The organism is Arenibacter palladensis, assembly GCF_900129275.1.
GTDB lineage: Bacteria > Bacteroidota > Bacteroidia > Flavobacteriales > Flavobacteriaceae > Arenibacter > Arenibacter palladensis.
On record NZ_FQUX01000010.1, the window covers coordinates 54,401 to 71,907 of the forward strand.

Annotated in this window: 16 protein-coding genes; 5 read left to right on the plus strand and 11 right to left on the minus strand. The window is 38.9% G+C overall.

Translation table 11 applies throughout. The features are described 5' to 3' along the window. Window positions 1–3: 3 nt before the first annotated feature. Entirely contained in the window at window positions 4–972 is a 969-nt protein-coding gene (locus BUA60_RS19985) for a Gfo/Idh/MocA family protein (protein WP_072864890.1), read from the minus strand. Window positions 973–1,253: 281 nt separating this feature from the next. On the opposite strand from BUA60_RS19985, the gene BUA60_RS19990 reads away from it, so the two are divergent. Next, on the plus strand, window positions 1,254–1,895 hold the full coding sequence (locus BUA60_RS19990) for a protein-L-isoaspartate(D-aspartate) O-methyltransferase (RefSeq protein ID WP_072864892.1): 642 nt from the start codon (window positions 1,254–1,256) through the stop codon (window positions 1,893–1,895). A gap of 8 nt (window positions 1,896–1,903) precedes the next feature. On the opposite strand, the gene smpB is transcribed toward BUA60_RS19990, so the two are convergent. Further along, on the minus strand, window positions 1,904–2,365 hold the full coding sequence (gene smpB / locus BUA60_RS19995; protein WP_072865065.1) for an SsrA-binding protein SmpB: 462 nt from the start codon (window positions 2,363–2,365) through the stop codon (window positions 1,904–1,906). A 136-nt stretch (window positions 2,366–2,501) separates the two neighbouring features. On the opposite strand from smpB, the gene BUA60_RS20000 reads away from it, so the two are divergent. Beyond that, window positions 2,502–3,248: a DUF6503 family protein gene (locus BUA60_RS20000; RefSeq protein ID WP_072864894.1), complete on the plus strand. Its 747-nt coding sequence runs from the start codon at window positions 2,502–2,504 to the stop codon at window positions 3,246–3,248. Here the strand turns inward: BUA60_RS20000 and BUA60_RS20005 are convergent. Then, window positions 3,245–3,775, minus strand: coding sequence for a SixA phosphatase family protein (locus BUA60_RS20005; RefSeq protein WP_072864896.1), 531 nt, complete (start codon window positions 3,773–3,775; stop codon window positions 3,245–3,247). The genes BUA60_RS20000 and BUA60_RS20005 overlap by 4 nt on opposite strands. A 96-nt stretch (window positions 3,776–3,871) precedes the next feature. Here BUA60_RS20005 and BUA60_RS20010 point away from each other — a divergent pair, with 96 nt between their 5' ends. Continuing rightward, entirely contained in the window at window positions 3,872–5,482 is a 1,611-nt protein-coding gene (locus BUA60_RS20010; protein ID WP_072864898.1) for a PorP/SprF family type IX secretion system membrane protein, read from the plus strand. Between the two features lie 7 nt (window positions 5,483–5,489). Here BUA60_RS20010 and BUA60_RS20015 read toward each other — a convergent pair whose 3' ends face one another. Then, window positions 5,490–6,086, minus strand: a complete 597-nt coding sequence (locus tag BUA60_RS20015; protein WP_072864900.1) for a TetR/AcrR family transcriptional regulator — start codon at window positions 6,084–6,086, stop codon at window positions 5,490–5,492. A gap of 112 nt (window positions 6,087–6,198) precedes the next feature. Continuing rightward, window positions 6,199–8,799, minus strand: a complete 2,601-nt coding sequence (gene clpB, locus BUA60_RS20020) for an ATP-dependent chaperone ClpB (RefSeq protein WP_072864902.1) — start codon at window positions 8,797–8,799, stop codon at window positions 6,199–6,201. Window positions 8,800–8,964: 165 nt separating this feature from the next. On the opposite strand from clpB, the gene ytxJ reads away from it, so the two are divergent. Next, window positions 8,965–9,366 carry a bacillithiol system redox-active protein YtxJ gene (gene ytxJ, locus BUA60_RS20025; protein ID WP_072864904.1) on the plus strand — a complete coding sequence of 134 codons (402 nt, stop codon included), beginning with the start codon at window positions 8,965–8,967 and terminating at the stop codon, window positions 9,364–9,366. Window positions 9,367–9,439: 73 nt separating this feature from the next. Here ytxJ and BUA60_RS20030 read toward each other — a convergent pair whose 3' ends face one another. Together BUA60_RS20030 and fahA are read right to left on the minus strand one after the other, a co-directional pair. Beyond that, complete coding sequence (locus tag BUA60_RS20030) at window positions 9,440–10,627, minus strand: hypothetical protein (RefSeq protein ID WP_072864906.1); 1,188 nt, start codon at window positions 10,625–10,627, stop codon at window positions 9,440–9,442. Window positions 10,628–10,740: 113 nt separating this feature from the next. Further along, entirely contained in the window at window positions 10,741–12,030 is a 1,290-nt protein-coding gene (fahA, locus tag BUA60_RS20035) for a fumarylacetoacetase (RefSeq protein ID WP_072864908.1), read from the minus strand. Between the two features lie 111 nt (window positions 12,031–12,141). On the opposite strand from fahA, the gene glyA reads away from it, so the two are divergent. Next, on the plus strand, window positions 12,142–13,416 hold the full coding sequence (glyA, locus tag BUA60_RS20040) for a serine hydroxymethyltransferase (protein WP_072864910.1): 1,275 nt from the start codon (window positions 12,142–12,144) through the stop codon (window positions 13,414–13,416). Window positions 13,417–13,507: 91 nt separating this feature from the next. Here the strand turns inward: glyA and BUA60_RS20045 are convergent, their stop codons facing one another. From BUA60_RS20045 to BUA60_RS23095, 4 genes are all read right to left on the minus strand, one after another. Further along, the gene (locus BUA60_RS20045; RefSeq protein WP_072864912.1) at window positions 13,508–14,179 is read right to left on the minus strand and encodes a hypothetical protein; all 672 of its coding nucleotides are present in this window, start codon (window positions 14,177–14,179) and stop codon (window positions 13,508–13,510) included. 257 nt (window positions 14,180–14,436) lie between these two features. After that, complete coding sequence (locus tag BUA60_RS20050) at window positions 14,437–15,105, minus strand: response regulator (RefSeq protein ID WP_072864914.1); 669 nt, start codon at window positions 15,103–15,105, stop codon at window positions 14,437–14,439. Window positions 15,106–15,128: 23 nt separating this feature from the next. After that, the gene (locus BUA60_RS20055) at window positions 15,129–17,201 is read right to left on the minus strand and encodes a tetratricopeptide repeat-containing sensor histidine kinase (protein ID WP_072864916.1); all 2,073 of its coding nucleotides are present in this window, start codon (window positions 17,199–17,201) and stop codon (window positions 15,129–15,131) included. A 103-nt stretch (window positions 17,202–17,304) separates the two neighbouring features. Beyond that, window positions 17,305–17,507: hypothetical protein (locus tag BUA60_RS23095; RefSeq protein ID WP_178347038.1), on the minus strand; the 203-nt coding region annotated here is incomplete at its 5' end.

Sequence of the window (17,507 nt, forward strand, 5' to 3'; positions counted from 1 at the left end):
CGCCTATTTCCTTTGGAAGGACGCAATGACTTCCAAGGCAACCTTCAAGGCCTGTGTACCTTGTTCCAGGGTTACCACGGGGACGGTGTTGTTGTTTATGGCATCAGCAAAGGTCTCTAGCTCGTCCAGTATAGCATTGTTGACAGCTATATCTGGATTTTCAAAATAGATCTGTTTCTTTATTCCTTCGGCATTTTGAAGTATCATGTCAAAATCGCCTGGTTTTTCGGGGGCGTCTTTCATTTTGACCACTTCAACTTTTTTCTCCAGAAAATCCACAGCGATATAGGCGTCTTTTTGGAAAAAGCGAGACTTCCGCATATTTTTCAGGGAAATTCTACTTGCCGTTAGGTTGGCCACGCAGCCGTTTTCAAATTCTATTCTGGCATTGGCAATATCCGGTGAGTTGCTAATAACCGAAACCCCACTGGCATTAATTTGTTTAACCTTGGATTGTACCACACTAAGGATGGCATCAATATCATGGATCATCAAATCCAAAACAACAGGTACATCGGTCCCCCTTGGATTAAATTCTGCCAACCTATGGGTCTCAATGAACATGGGATTATTAATATTTTCCTTGACGGCCATAAAAGCGGGATTGAATCTTTCCACATGGCCTACCTGTCCCTTTACTTGATGTTTTTTTTCCAAGAGCAACAATTCTTCGGCTTCTTGCAGGGTATTGGTAATAGGCTTTTCAATAAAAACATGTTTTCCTTTTTCCATGGCCTTTTTGGCGCAATCGAAATGGGAAAGGGTAGGGGTAACTATGTCCACTACATCTACAGCATCTATTAGTTTATTTATGTTGTCGAAAAAAGTATAGCCGAATTCGGCTTCCACTTTTTTGCCGTTAATGACATCGGGATCGTAAAAACCGACCAGATTGTATTTTTGGGACTCATTCAGTAATCTAAGATGAATTTTTCCTAAATGTCCTGCTCCTAGGACGCCAACATTAAGCATAAGTATTTATTTTCCTCAAAAATAAGGATAGTTTGCAAGTTTAGGGTCTTAAAAAACAAAACTTAAGTTTTAAGGACCATCTTTTTTGTCAACAATGCAATGTTGGAAAATGGGATGCAAATAATTGTTGAAGATAATTCAATGAGGGTTTTTATAATTAAAGAAATCTAGGTTAAATTTACCCCCGCAGGAAAGAATAGATTAGATTGCAGCGGGTAAATTTTATGATTTCTTTATTTTAAGATTTTCGTTTTTTAACTTTACCCACCAAAACCAAACAATTGAAAGATACATTAAAACATAGGGGGATGCGCAACAAATTGGCGGACATCCTTTCCGAGAAGGGAATTATGGACAATTCCGTTCTAGAGGCCATCCGGGCAGTTCCAAGACACCTATTTTTAGATAGTAGTTTTGAAGACCATGCGTACCAGGATAAGGCTTTTCCGATTGGTGCGGACCAAACTATTTCCCAACCATATACCGTAGCTTTTCAATCCGAACTTTTACAAGTGCAGCCCAATCATAAGATTTTGGAAATAGGAACTGGAAGTGGTTATCAAACCGCAGTATTGCTAAAATTAAAGGCAAGGGTATATACCATTGAGCGACAGTTGGAGCTCTTTAAAAAGACCAATCTTTTTTTTAAAAAAATGGGTTACAGGCCCAAAAAAGTAATATTTGGAGATGGGTATAAAGGATTGCCGGAAGAGGCGCCATTTGATAGTATTATAGTAACTGCTGGGGCGCCTTTTGTGCCAAATCCTTTGCTGGCCCAACTTAAGGTAGGTGGTAGGTTGGTTATTCCTGTGGGTACGGACGAGCAAATCATGACGCTGTTTGTTAGAAAGTCTGCCAAAGAATTTGAGAAAAAGGAATTGGGATCCTTTAGATTTGTACCTTTATTAGAGGATAAAAATTAGAGGAAGTCCTAATTGTTGAAGCTTTTCTTGATTCTATCCAGGTTTTTCTTGTTGTCACGATCCTTGATAGTCTCTCGCTTGTCATATAGTTTTTTACCTCTTGCCAAAGCGATGTTCATCTTGGCCAAACCCCTATCGTTCAAAAAAAGATTTAAGGGAATTATGGTTAGACCTGAGTTTTTTACTTCTTTTTCCAGTTTTTTCAGTTCACCACGGTTGAGCAAAAGTTTTCGCTCTGCTTTCGGTTTGTGGTTATAATGTGTCCCATGGGAATATTCGTCTACCTGCATATTAATAACAAACAACTCTCCCAGATCATTAAATTCACAAAAGCTTTCCGAGATGGAAGCCTTGCTTTCCCGAATAGATTTAATTTCGGTACCGGACAATACAATACCTGCCGTATAGGTATCCAGCAACTCGTAATCGAATCGGGCCCTTTTGTTCTTTATACTTATTTTTTTCTGCATATGTTTGACAAAAATAGAAACAATTATCCGATTGGCAATTAGTGCAGAAGTATAGATCCTGCCAATTTTTTTGAATATAATTATGTTTTTTTGTAATGTATGTGGCAACATTGCGATTAATGTGAAAAGTTATTGAATGAAAGTAGTAACCCTTATAACCCTTGTTTTACTTTTTTTTTCGTGCAAGGAACAAGCGCGAACCACCCTTTCCGCTCAAGAAATAGTGGATAAGTCCATTTTGGTAAGTGGAGGGGAGCAGTATAGAACCAATGATGTATACTATAAATTCAGGGATTATGAATATGCCTCGGAATGGCAAGAGGGAAAAAGAATATTAAAAAGGATTAGGTTAACCGACTCCACAAAGGTATTGGATGTAAAAGGTAGCAAAGGTTTTAATAGATTTATTAACGATAGTTTGGTGCCTCTAACGGATTCCATTGCCAATTTATACGCTAATTCTGTGAATTCCGTGCATTACTTTGCATACTTGCCATACGGTCTGAACGATCCTGCTGTCAATAAGGAGTTGTTGGGGGAAGTTACGGTAAGGGACAAGGAGTATTATAAGGTAAAAGTAACTTTTGATCAGAAAGACGGAGGAAAGGATTACGAAGACATTTACCTGTACTGGTTTAATAAAGAGACCTTTAAGCCGGATTACCTAGCGTACAAGTTTTATGTGGATGGGGGTGGAATCCGCTTTAGGGCAGCATATAATGAGCGTTACCATGGTGGTATACGTTTTGTTGATTATGAAAATTATGCCGCCTCTTTAGGGGACAGTGCATTCTACGACGTGGATGTTCTTTATGAAAAAAAGAAATTGAAATTACTGTCAAAAATAGAGTTGAAAGATATTTCCGTAACAGCTTCCAATTAGTCCATTTTTAATCTAATATCAGTGGCTTTTCCATTTATGATCCGTACAATAAATAGGCTGCTATTGTCATAATCGTCCATGTGTTCATATTTTTCTTCTCCCAACATGAGATTTACGAATTCTGGAGTGGTATTGCTATGGCCAACAATAAGAACGTTCTTGCCAAGATTTAGATTTTTAAATTCTTCGATAATGATTGCCTTTGGGTCGTAATATTGGGGGGTAATTTCTTTTTTCACGGACGTTGGCGCTGCAGTCATCGCCGTTCTTTCAAAATCCGTGATGTAAATGGCATCCAGGGCAACGGGATCAAAAACTTCGGCCCAACGTATTGCCCGCCCCAATCCATCCTGATTTAACTCGGGATCTATGTCTTCAGGATCGCTACGATCTTTTTCGGCATGTCTAATAAAATAAAAAGTGGAAATAGAATCTTCTGCATTTTCAAGGGGTAACTTCGGATCTTCCTTACAGGACATAGCGCCGATGATGAAGGAAAGAATCAATAGCAGGTTTATACGTTTCATGATCAATTCTATTTTTGGTATTTGGTTCTTCTAGTAAAGTAACTAAAATTACAGTAAAAAAGTATGTAGTGCCCATAGTTTTTTGTTCTTTTGTATATGGATAAAAAGTACGCTATTTATGCTATTTTGTTTGCGGTTTTGTTTTCGCAGGCACAAGACGTTGCGCTTCCAACGGACTTAAGGCAGCATAATTTAACCGAATTCAATGCCAGTTTGTTTAATCCGGTTTTTTCACTGGATAGGAACAATCCAGAGTCTATTGCCTGGTGGTCCAGGTATCAATGGCAGACCATTGACGGTGACCCTACTTCCATTTTCTTAAATTATTCCAGAAAAATAAACACCCAGTCTTCCATAGGCGTTGGTTTTATGCAAAATAATACAGGGGTGTTTTTAAATACCGGTGGAGTACTCAACTATGCATACGCCTTCGATTTTGGCAATAATATGCAATTGTCCGTGGGTTTGAACGTATTTGGTTTTAATAGTGAAATTGCAGACGATAGGTATAGTCCAAATCCTGAAATTTCATTACCCCAATTGCAATTGGCCAAAAATGCATTTATTATGCAATTTGCCCCGGGCGTTAGATTTTCTGTGGACGGATTCAGCGTTGGTTTTACCGCAGAAAACCTGTTCGATTATAATTTCTCTACTAATAGTAGTGCTTCGGCATCCGATGAAAAGATATATATGGGTATGATCGACTATCGATTGCCAGTTACCCTTTTCAGTGGTGTGGACAATGCCTATCTGCTGCCCATGCTGTATGTAAAATCGGTGCCTTATGGGGATACGCAGGTAGGACTAAATGCATTATTATCGTCCAATAAGTTTTGGTTGCAAGGTGGTTACAATAGTTTCTATGGCATATCAGGTGGTCTTGGGGGTAGATTTTTTAAGCATTTATCATTGGGTGCCCTTATAGAATATGGCTTGGACGCTGAGGTTAAGGATATGGATCCCTCTTTTGAAATAATTGCAGCATATACACTAAGTAGTCCTGACCCACGTAAAAAGGTAGTTGGTTTTGATGTGGATGAGACTCCAGTAGAATTGGAAAAACCAGAGGAAGTTACTCCACCGGAAGCTGAGGATCGTGTAGTAGAGGAAAAGAAAATGCAGCGGGAGCTGAGCAAAGCGGAGGCTTTGGCTGAAAAAAAAGCGCTAAAAAAGGAAAAAAAACAGAAGCGTGTTAGAGGCAAGAAAAAGAAAGCGCTTGCGGAAGAATTAAGAGTGGCTCAGGAATTGGCCGTGGCAAAAAGGTTGAAGGAAGAACAGGAGGCCGCGGCATTGGCGAAGGCTGTACAGTTGAAGGAACAAAAAAGATTGGATTCCATTAAGGCAATGGAACTGGCATTGGCTAAGAAAATCCAGGATGACCTGGACATGATTGCGGCTCGAAAAAAGGCGGGCAAGAAGATAACTCAAGGCCATTACGAGGAAGTGGATAAACTGGAAGGCCAAAAAGCAGGATTTTATCTTATAGGCAATGTTTATGGTACTTCAAGGTACCGTGATATTTTTGTAGAGAGCCTTAAGAAGAAAGGTATTGACGCTAAGTTTTTCTATTTGGAAAGGACCAAGTGGGACTATGTGTATTTGGAAAGGTTTGATACCTTGAGTGAAGCGGAAGCGGCAAGGGATAATAAATTCAATGGTAAATACGCCGAAAGAACCTGGATATTTAGGATAATAGGGGAGTAATGTTTAATTACTTTTTTATTTCACGGACAATTAATTGGTCCAAATAGGTCACGGTATTCAACAAGTATTTTCTATCACCGGTTATAGTGGCCATGGCCACTGCCCCTTGGATCATGGTAAATAGTTGCTTTGAAAACTGGAGCGGTGTTACGGGTAGTCGCAATTCATTGTTGTTAAGTCCATTTTCCAGTACCAGGGCAATTTTCCCCTCTATAGTTTTTATGGTTTCCCTAGTTGCGGCCAGCAGTTGTGAATTATTGTGATTGGCATCTATCCCGATATTCAGAATGGGGCAACCGCCCAATTCCTCTATAAAAGTATCGTAATGACGATAGAAATTGGTAAGTACAAAAAGCTTTTGAAGGGAAGTTCCGCTCGAATTTAACTTATCGTCTATTTCGGATAATAGTTTTTTGCTGTTATATTCAAACGCCGCCAGTGCCAAGGAATCCTTGTTTTCAAAATTCCCGTATATGGCTCCTTTGGTCAGGCCTGTAGCCTCTGTTAGATTGCTCATGCTAGTGCCAACATATCCAAGCTTGTTGAAAATGGGAGCAACTGTTTCAATAATATAGGCGGTTGTTCTCTCGGCTTTTGTAGACATGTCCTTACAGTTTTATGCTAATATAAAAAATCTTATACTGCATGGTATATATTGTTAATAAAAAAGGGCATCCAACTATAAATTGGATGCCCTTCTATTAATTGCGGCCATTTTATTTGGCCAGTTCACTCTCATTTCTGAATACAAGCTGATCGTCAAAGGAGTCTATAAGGATAATTCCACCAGGGTGAATTTTACCACTTAACAATTCTTTGGAAATATTGTTCAATACTTCTTTTTGAATTACCCGTTTTATAGGTCTTGCACCATATTGCGGGTCGTATCCCTTGTTGGCCAAGTAATCTATGGCCTCTTCGGTTGCGTCTATTGTAATTTGCTGTTTGGCAACCAATTTTTTCAACTGATCCAATTGTAGAACCACTATCTTTTTAATGTCCTTTTTGCTTAGAGGGGTAAACATGATAATGTCGTCTATACGGTTTAGGAACTCTGGCCTTATAGTTTTTCGCAGCAGTCCCAATACTTCTACTCTGGCAGCCTCCGTGGCGCTATAGATGTCTTTGTTGTCCTCAAACTTTTCCTGAATAATATGGCTTCCCATATTACTGGTCATGATGATAATGGTATTTTTAAAATCAGCCACACGACCTTTGTTGTCCGTTAGCCTACCTTCATCCAATACTTGTAGAAGGACATTAAAGGTATCTGGATGTGCTTTTTCAATCTCATCCAGTAACACTACGGAATAGGGTCTTCTTCGCACTGCCTCCGTTAATTGGCCACCTTCGTCATAACCAATGTATCCTGGAGGTGCACCTACCAATCTACTTACAGAATGACGCTCTTGGTATTCGCTCATATCAATCCTGGTCATGGCATTTTCATCATCAAATAGATAGGCTGCCAAGGTTTTTGCCAATTCTGTCTTACCTACTCCCGTAGTTCCTAGGAACAGGAAGGAGCCAATTGGTCTTTTACTATCCTGTAATCCAGCCCTACTTCTTCGGATGGCGTCGGAAACAGCCTGTATGGCTTCTTCCTGACCTACCACTCTTTTGTGGAGCACATCCTCCAATTTTAACAACTTTTCCCTTTCGCTCTGAAGCATTTTGGTAACGGGGATACCCGTCCATTTGGCTACCACCTCGGCTATATCCTCATTGGTGACCTCTTCCTTGATCAGGGTTTCCCCAAGTTGTTGTTCTTCCAGTTCGCTTTCCAGTTTTTCCAGTCTTTCTTGGGCTTCCTTTATTTTTCCGTACCTTATTTCGGCAACTTTTCCATAATCCCCATTACGCTCGGCCCTTTCTGCTTCCAACTTAAAGTTTTCAATATCGTTCTTTGTTTTTTGGATATCGTCCACAACAGTTTTTTCGCTCTCCCATTTGGCAAAGATTTCATTTCGCTCTTCCTTCAAATTGGCAAGGTCCACATTCAAGGCCTTGAGTTTAGAGGTGTCGTTTTCTCGCTTAATAGCTTCAATTTCTATCTCCAGTTGCATTATTTTACGATCCAATACATCCAATTCTTCAGGTTTGGAATTTATTTCCATCCTCAACTTGGAAGCCGCTTCGTCCATTAGATCGATGGCCTTGTCCGGCAAGAATCTATTGGTAATATAGCGTTGTGATAATTCAACTGCCGCAATAACGGCTTCGTCCTTGATCCTAACCTTGTGGTGGGCCTCGTACTTTTCTTTTATACCCCTAAGAATGGATATTGCGCTTTCGGTATCCGGTTCATCCACTATTACTTTCTGAAACCTTCGTTCCAGGGCTTTGTCCTTTTCAAAATATTTTTGATATTCGTCCAAGGTGGTAGCACCTATAGCTCGCAGTTCCCCACGGGCCAGGGCAGGCTTAAGTATATTTGCGGCATCCATGGCGCCTTGTCCGCCGCCGGCTCCGACAAGGGTATGGATTTCATCTATAAAGAGTACTATGTTCCCGTCCGAGGAGGTTACTTCCTTGATCACGGCTTTTAAACGCTCTTCAAATTCCCCTTTGTATTTGGCGCCTGCAATAAGCGCACCCATATCCAATGAAAAGATTATTTTATCCTTTAGGTTCTCAGGGATGTCGCCCTGTACAATTCTATGGGCCAAACCTTCTGCAATAGCAGTTTTACCTACACCGGGTTCCCCAACCAGCATTGGGTTGTTTTTTGTTCTACGTGATAATATCTGTAAAACCCTCCTAATTTCCTCGTCCCTTCCAATAACTGGGTCCAATTTTCCGCTATCCGCTCGCTCATTAAGATTTCTGGCGTACTTGTTCAATGAGTTATAGGTGTCCTCGGCACTTTGGGAGGTAACTTTGCCACCCTTTCTCAATTCATTTATTGCGGCTTTTAGGTCTTTTTCCGTAACTCCTTGGTCCTTGAGTATTTGCGCTATTTTGCTCTTGGATTTGAAAATTGCCAATAACAAATGTTCTATGGAAACATATTCATCCTCCATTTTTTTGGCAATAATACTGGCTTCTGTGACTGTCTTATTGGCTTCCCTGGAAAGCATAATTTCCCCACCCGATACTTTGGGGAAACTTTCCAGTTCCTTTTCCAAAATTTGGTTCAATAAGGTAGTGTTTACGTTCAATTTCTTAAGGATAAACGGAAGTACATTTTCCTCAACTTCGGAAATGGCCTTAAAAATATGTTCGTTCTCTATTTGTTGATGGCCCAGACCCTGCGCCATTTGTTGCGCATGCTGTATGGCTTCCTGCGACTTTATGGTGAAGTTATTGAAATTCATATAGTTGTTTTTTTTATGTTATTGCTTACTTTTGAAGTCTTAAAAGCAACAACCTTACCACTGTTTTGAACAGGACAAAATGTCGTTTATTTCTCAATTTTAAGCGACAATTCGGCAGTTTGTAAGGTTGACAAGGTTTATTGGACTTAATACTAAAATTACGAAATGGGGATTCTAATAGGGCTTTTTGGAAAGGGAAATAATAGCGAAAAGGAAAAAAAAGAGGCAAAGGTTGCTCCTTGGGCACCATTGGCGTCCGTAGATCAGCTAGAGGTAATCAAGGAAAGATCCAAGGTGAGGCCTCAGATAATATTTAAACATTCCACTACCTGCGGTATAAGTAGAATGGTCATGAATAGGTTTAATGAGGGGTATGATATGCCTAAAGACAGTTTGGACCTGCATTATCTGGATCTACACCAATATCGCTCTGTTTCCAATGAAACCAGCAATGTATTTGGTGTTGTTCATGAGTCGCCACAGTTACTGGTAATTAAAAACGGAACGGTAGTGGCGCATGAGTCCCACGGTGCAATTACGCAATTGGATTTAAAAAAATACATTTAGCTTTAAAGGAAACTCCTAAAAGGCTAAATGTATTCTTATTGGGGCTAATTAATAAGTAAGACCTATTTAAGGTTTAATTGAAACGATGTCTGGTGACTATGCCCTTCAATTTGGCTTTTAAATCTTCCCCTGCGTCATAAACCATTTGTTCATTGCTAGGAAAGGGTACGGCAGAAAGTTGCAGTAACGGGACCATATCTTCCTCAAGTGCACTTGTGTCGCCGTTGTGTTTGGCATAAACGTGGTTAAAGACAAACTGGCTGGCCAGAGGGTAGGAATTGATCTGCTGCTGACTGTGTAAATCCAAAAAGCTTACATTGCCAACTACCTCGACGGACTTTAGCTGAGTAAATTGATAGAAATTACATTTAACTGTTTTAAACTTATCAATCTTTATTTTGTTGCCCAAGCTGTCCTTTAAAACTTCACCATTGGAATTTGTGGCGTATTTGTAACCGTCCTTGATCTGCTTTTCCTTGGAGATCTGCTTTTCGGTAACCTGTTCCGGACTTATGTTAATGTTCCTGAACGCCACCTGCATTTCATAATCATACTTAATATTTTCCAGTGCGTTGGTGTGGTACACGGTCCAAAGGTCGTTTAATCCGTACGTATTAAAGTTTAACAGTTCCTGCTCCAAACGATTGGGTACAATTTGTTCAGAATCATTGATCATCACTACCTGAACATAGTCCAGACCTTTGTTGTGGGCCTCCTCCAGTTTTAGGTTGGTATCCTTGTAATTTGGATTTATATCGTTTAAATAGGAGAATTGATCAAATGCCTTCCTGTAATCTTCCTTGTATTGTCCTGAATTTAAAAGAGCCGTGGCATTGTTGTATAAATAATCGGACAATTCGCGCTTGGACTTTATAATTTCCTCATCATAATCCTTAAAAGCAAATCGGGCATTCCTATTTTCATCAAAAAGTTGTAATGGCAATAGAGGTTTTATGCGTTCCTGAATTGATTTTAGGTTCTGATAGCTATTAAAAATTATTTCATGGTTGGCCGGATTGTTATCCTTCTTCAAGAATGCAATCTCTTGAAGCTCACGTTCGGTATTTTTCTTGTAGGCCTCCTCCAGCAATTGAATATAGGGCTGGTTGGATTTCTTTGTCTTATTTTCGGCAATGTTTTTTAATGCATTATTTATGGCATTGCCATAGTTGCCCGTATTTAGGGCTTCCTGTGTTTTTTTAACCCCTCCGCAAGAGATAAAAATAAACATCATAAGTGATGCAAGTAATGATTGTTTCATAACGTTTGGTTTAAAAATATTATGGACATAGTTCAATAGCTATGCCAAAATAGTTCTATACACGAACGTGAAACTATTCTGTATCGTACAAATATGGGTGTTTTTTTTGAGTCTTATTTCTTCTTCTGCTGAAAAACGGGCAATAATTTAGTGGATACTTCCCCAAATCCAATTCGCACATTATCCTTTTTACAATAACCGGTGATGGTAACTGTGTCGTAATCTTCAATGAATTTTCTAGTAGATCCGTCCTCCAGGGTCAAAGGCTTTTCTCCTCGCCAAGTAAGTTCCAGCATGGAGCCGTAAGTATCGGGGGTGGGTCCAGAAATAGTCCCGCTGCCCATCATATCACCACTATTTACTTTACAGCCATTGATGGTATGGTGTGCCAGTTGTTGCGCCATTGTCCAATACATGTACTTAAAGTTGGACCGGGTAACGGTAGTTGCCTTTCCGCCTTCAGGCATAATGGAAACTTCTAAATTTATATCGAAACCTTTTTTTCCTGTTTGTTGTAAATAGGGCAGGGGTGTAGGTGTTTGTTCCGGACTTGCCACTCTAAAAGGTTCCAAGGCATCCAAGGTTACTATCCAAGGTGAAATGGATGATGCAAAATTTTTGGCCAGAAATGGCCCTAAAGGCACATATTCCCATTTTTGAATATCCCTAGCGCTCCAGTCGTTAAAAAGTACCATTCCAAATATATAATTCTCTGCTTCCTCGACCGGAATTGGTTCTCCCAAAACATTGGCGTCTGTGGTAATGAACGCCATTTCCAATTCAAAATCCACCAATTTGGAAGGTCCGAAAATAGGTTGTTCCTCTCCTGCAGGAAGGGTCTGTCCCATAGGCCTTCTAACTGCCGTTCCACTAGGAACTATAGAGGAGCTCCTACCGTGATATCCTACTGGAATGTGCAACCAATTGGGAAGTAGGGCGTTAGCTGGATCCCTGAACATTTTACCCACATTCGTCGCATGTTCCTTACTCGAATAAAAATCCGTATAATCCCCAATTTGAACAGGCAGCTGCATTTCTATTTCCTCCATGGTAAAAAGAACAATATTTTTATGTTCTTCGTTGTTCTTCAATTCGTTGTTATTGATATCGAATATTTCGCTGATTCTATTCCGTACCAAACGCCACGTCTTTTTGCCATCGGATATAAAATCGTTGAGTGTGTCCTGTAAAAAAATATCATCGGTCAACGGAATATCCTTAAAATATCCCAATTGATGCAATGCCCCTAAATCTATTGCGTAATCACCAATTCTTGAGCCTATGGTGATGATATCATCCCTGGTCAGGAAAACTCCAAAAGGAATATTCTGAATGGGGAAATCAGAATTGATGGGTACAGGTAACCATGTTTTTTTTTCTGGATTATTAGTTTTTAACGGCATTTTCGAGTTGTTAACTTGTGTTTAATAAATATCTTATCAAATATATTATTTTCTAGCAATTAACAGTCTGCAATTCGTATTTTTGCACATTATTTAATAGAATATTACTTTATGCAACGCGACAATCAAATTTTTGAACTAATTGAGGCGGAAAAAGAACGCCAAATAGATGGAATTGAACTAATTGCTTCGGAGAATTTCACTAGTCCCCAGGTTATGGAGGCTGCCGGATCTGTACTGACCAATAAATATGCAGAAGGATATCCTGGTAAGCGCTATTATGGAGGTTGTGAAGTAGTTGATGAAATAGAGCAGTTGGCCATAGATAGGGCGAAGCAATTATTTGGTGCCGCGTATGCCAATGTTCAGCCGCATTCTGGGTCTCAAGCCAATGCCTCTGTATACCATGCATGTCTAAAACCAGGTGATACCATTCTTGGATTTGATCTGTCCCATGGTGGTCATTTGACCCATGGTTCCCCTGTAAATTTTTCGGGGAGATTGTACAATCCTGTGTTTTATGGGGTTGATGAGGAAACCGGTGTACTAAACTACGATAAAATTCAGGCCATAGCCACCAAAGAGCAGCCTAAGCTAATAATAGCTGGAGCTTCTGCTTATTCCAGGGATATGGATTTTAAAAGATTTAGGGAAATTGCGGATAGTGTGGGGGCTATACTTCTGGCCGATATATCACATCCTGCAGGACTTATTGCCAAAGGAATTCTTAACGATCCAATACCACATTGTCATATTGTAACTACAACTACCCATAAGACTTTGCGTGGGCCAAGAGGAGGGCTTATTTTGATGGGTGAGGATTTTGATAATCCTTTTGGGGTTAAGTTAAAGAACGGTTCTTTGAGAAAAATGTCCGCTTTATTGGATTTGGCAGTTTTTCCAGGTAATCAAGGTGGTCCTTTGGAGCACATCATTGCGGCAAAGGCAATTGCTTTTGGGGAGGCCTTGACCGATGAATTCTTGCATTATATGCTTCAAGTTAAGAAAAATGCAGCGGCAATGGCAAGCGCATTTGTGGATAAAGGATATAAAATTATTTCTGGCGGCACAGACAACCATATGATGCTGATTGATCTTAGAAATAAGAATATTACTGGTAAAGATGCTGAAAATGCCTTGGTAAAAGCAGACATCACAGCCAATAAAAATATGGTACCCTTTGATGATAAATCTCCTTTTGTAACCAGTGGTATACGTTTTGGTACGGCTGCGATTACCACTAGGGGGTTAAAAGAAGACCAAATGAAGGTAATAGTAGATTTTATTGATCAGGTAATAATGAATCCTGAAGATGAAAAGATTATTGATGCAGTAAGGGAAAAAGTTAATGCCCTAATGCATTCCAGAGCGTTGTTCAACGCTTAATATATATAAAAGGCTGTCCATAAGGAGTAAAATCAGGTCTTGTTTATAGACTTTTATGCTTTGTGGACAGCTTTTTTTGTATTAAATCCTATTATTCACTAAGGATTTGAATGTCACCAAATATGATAGTTTTGGTATTTAGGTCATAAATGGCCGCTTCTTCGCTTTGGTCATAATACATACCCCAAAATCCGAAATAGTCGTTCGTATTGTTATTGTCGGAAACGATATTCTTTAATTTAACATCACTCTCCAAGGAATCCTCCTCAAATACGGGGATAAAAACTTCAAAAGGTGTCTCATTTAACCCTTTGGTATAGTATACATTGTGGTTAATAAGTTCAGTAAAGATGTTTTCCAGTTGGTCCGCAATACTTTGATCGTAAATTTTACTGATTAGTATGGTGGTGTCCGTCAATGAAATGGTTAGTTCGCTGATATCTATTGATGTGCTATTCAGTTTTTTAAGTTTGGAATATGCCAATAGGAATAAAATGGTCTTTTCCTCTCCGGATTTTTTAGGGCGACCGCTGCAAGTTGATGGTTTGTTTATATAAAACAAAGCTTCGTCCAGACTAAGGTTGCACTTAATATCTATGATCAAATTGGCGGATTCTTCTTTTAAGCCATAATTACCGATACTCACCTCCGCAAAAAAATGCTTTTCCAAACCTTTTCTAAAAGCCTCTAAACCAACAATATGGTCGGTGCTCTGTGTTCCAATTTTTGGATTATTGAAAAATTCGTTTCCCGATTTTGACATCCTATATAGTAATTAATTAAAAAACTTATGTCAAAATTAGGCTAATGCTTTGTCCTTAATTCGATAAAAACCTTAGAAAAAATAAGGTTTTCATTCAAATAGGGTGTATTCGTCGAAAAAGTAGACGTTAAACGGTAAAGAGGTGTGTGGAGCGTCTTAAATAGGGGGTAATAAAGATGACTGACAATATTTTTTGGAAATTCTGGATATTCGAGTCGGAAAGTGTCATTAAAGTGGGGGAGATGGCAAGAATTTGATTATAGAAATCCTCTATTTCTGGCTTCGTGGACCAGAGCCAAATCGTTCTGTTTTTCCACACCAAAAATTACCTTAAGCTGTCTTTTCCTATTTTCAATCCCGGCAAGCGAAAGGTTTATAAAATCTACCATATCCTTTGTTCTGGTACCAATGGAAACGTGATAAAGAATTTTTTTGTCATTATCATCCAATAATAGATCATTCGAGACTTTTTTTCTAATGGCAACCAATGCTTTTTGACTATAGTATGGGGGAGAGTTGATTACGCCTTTGACCATGGCAATCAGCGATTTTTCGTCCACTTCCGATTTTACCATATAGCCATCGGGATTCACATTTTTAAGAATGCTGTTTATTCTGTAATTGTCACTAAATGAGGACATGAATACAATTTTAGTATCCGGAATAATCTTTCTGGCAAAAATTCCCAAGTCCTCACCGGAATACGGTTCTTCCAGATGGGTCTCCGTTAATTGTACATCCAACAACAATAGGTCATATTTAAAAGATCTGGCCGAATCCTCTATTTTTTGCTTTCCGGTTTCAAAAGTATTGGCTGTTTCTACCTTTACTTGAAATTCTTCAAATTCGGCAGCCTCCAAAAGATATTTATATCCAGTAGTGATCATTTCATGATCATCTATCGTTAAGACTCTTAAAGTTCTCATTCTATTATTAATTAAATAATATATTAGGCATGTATGGCCTCTGCCTGTTCTTCCATAATACAGGGAATGGTAACAGTTACCTTTGTTCCCTCGCCAATTTCACTTTGGATGTCATAAGTTCCTTTCAATTTATCCAATCTGGAATTAATGTTTTTAAGTCCTATTCCTCTTTTTCCTTTCTTCTGGTCAAAACCAACACCGTTATCCGATATTATAATCTTTACATGCTCGTTTTCGGATTGGAACAATAGGTCCACTTTAGTGGCTTTGGCATGCTTTATACAGTTTTGCAAACTTTCTTGTACAATCCTATAAATGTTAATTTTAATATCTCCCTTTAACTGGTCCCAATCTATTTTCTGATCATATTCAAAATGACATTTCATTTTTGAGGAATCTTGAATTGTTTTGACCAATTCTTCGATGGAAACAATAAAGTTATGAATTTTTTCTTGCGATGCCCTGCTCAATTCATGCGAGATTGTACGGATTTCCTCTTCTAACCCTTGTAATTTTTTAAGCAGGTCACTGCGTTTAAGAACGGAATCGGAATCGGTTTTATTGTTAAGTCCGGACAGAATTAAACGTATACCCAACATTTGTCCTAAAATACCGTCATGTAGTTCTTCTGATATCCGTTTCTTTTCCAATTGTTTACCTTCTTCCACCTTCTTGTTTTGGGCCAGCAACAAATTAAAGATTTCTTGATTGGCTTTCTGTTGTGCCTGTTCAAATCTCAATTTTTGATTTTTGCGGCGTTGATCTATGGTAATCAATATAAATGCAGCAAGCACAAATAGAGCAATGGCTATCCCGATCCATAATTGGCGCTGCCTGGTAAGCAGTTCATTTTGCTCTATAAACTCATCGGTCTCAAATCGTATCCTTGTAAATTTATTTCTGGTTGAGCGTTCTTCCCTAATTAAACTATCGTTCAATTTTATGTATTCCTGGGTATATTTGGATGAGTTCTGGGGGTCCACTTTTGCCATAAGTTCCAAGGATTCCAACAGTCTTCTGTTATTGCTGGTCTGTTCAGAAATCTGTTTGGCAGTTTGGGCGAAGGTCAGGGCGTTGGCGGTATCCTTTATATTCAAATAATATTCTGCTATCTCATAATTGGTGAGTGCTAATCCCCTGTTATCTCCTACACTGTCTTTTATTTTTAGAGCTTTCTTAAAAGAGTTTAAAACTCCAACTGTATCTCCAAGCTTATTCTTACTTTGGGCATAATTGGAAAGAGCCTGTGTATATAATCCAATGTCTTTATAATAGATGCTATCTACTTTAATAACCTTCTCAAAGTTCTCAAGAGCTTTTTTGATTTCCCCTTTTGCTTGATACACCATACCAATGTTATTGATAGCCGTATTTCTCAGGCGATTTGAACTATCTATCTTGGATTTATCCAAATAAAAAAGTGCCTTATCATAATACTCCAAAGCCTTGTCATATTCATTTAGGGCATTGGTTACCGATCCCAGATTATTATAGCATAAAAACAGATAATAATATTTGTCCAAAGGTTTTAGTAGTTCAATGGCCTCAATGGTGGTGACTTCACTGGCGGTGTAATCCTTTATATCAGCTTGAACCTTGGCCAAACTATATAGCACTCGAGCGGTGGAATAGTCATCCTTCAAAGATCTAAAGATTTTTTCGGCCTGAGAATAATGATAGTAGGCACTGTCCTCAACAGCATGATCCTCTAAGAAAAAAGCCAAATCCCAATGGTTGTTGGCCAGGGCATTGGAATCTCTAATTTTTGCGGATAGCGATAAAGCGATGTTGTTGGAGCGTCTAAATTGCAAGGAATCCCCTACCAATGAATAGTAATAGGATATTCTGGAGAAGTGTTTCGATTTAAGGGAATCGTTTTTTTCTTCCAATGCCAGATCATAGGCCTTGGAAAGATTTTTGCTATAATCTTCAACAGAACTGCTGTTTTCTTCGGACAACCAGTAAGTGATGCTATCGTTTGCTGGAGTCGTCGGTGAATCTTTTATACCAATGGAAGTATCCTTACAACCACTATTGATGACTTGTAGGAAAAATATGAAATAAAATAAAAAATTATAATTGACTTTTTTCTCCATAAAGGTGGAAAGATAAAAAAAAAGCCCTAAACAAATTTGCTTAGGGCTTTATATTTTATAAATGTAATTTAAACCTTTTGGTTCTTACATTTTTTCATGTTACTTAAGCGATCACGTTGGTAACATTTTGGAAATCAAGGGTTGCCTTTGGAGGATCCCTTCTTTCTCTTGGTATTACATCACCATCAGTAGCCACTGCATTGTCATTTTTCTGGAAATCGACCGTAGCCTTGGGAGGGTCTCTTCTTTCCCTTGGAATTACATCCCCATCGGTAGCAACGGCATTGTCATTTTTCTGGAAATCGA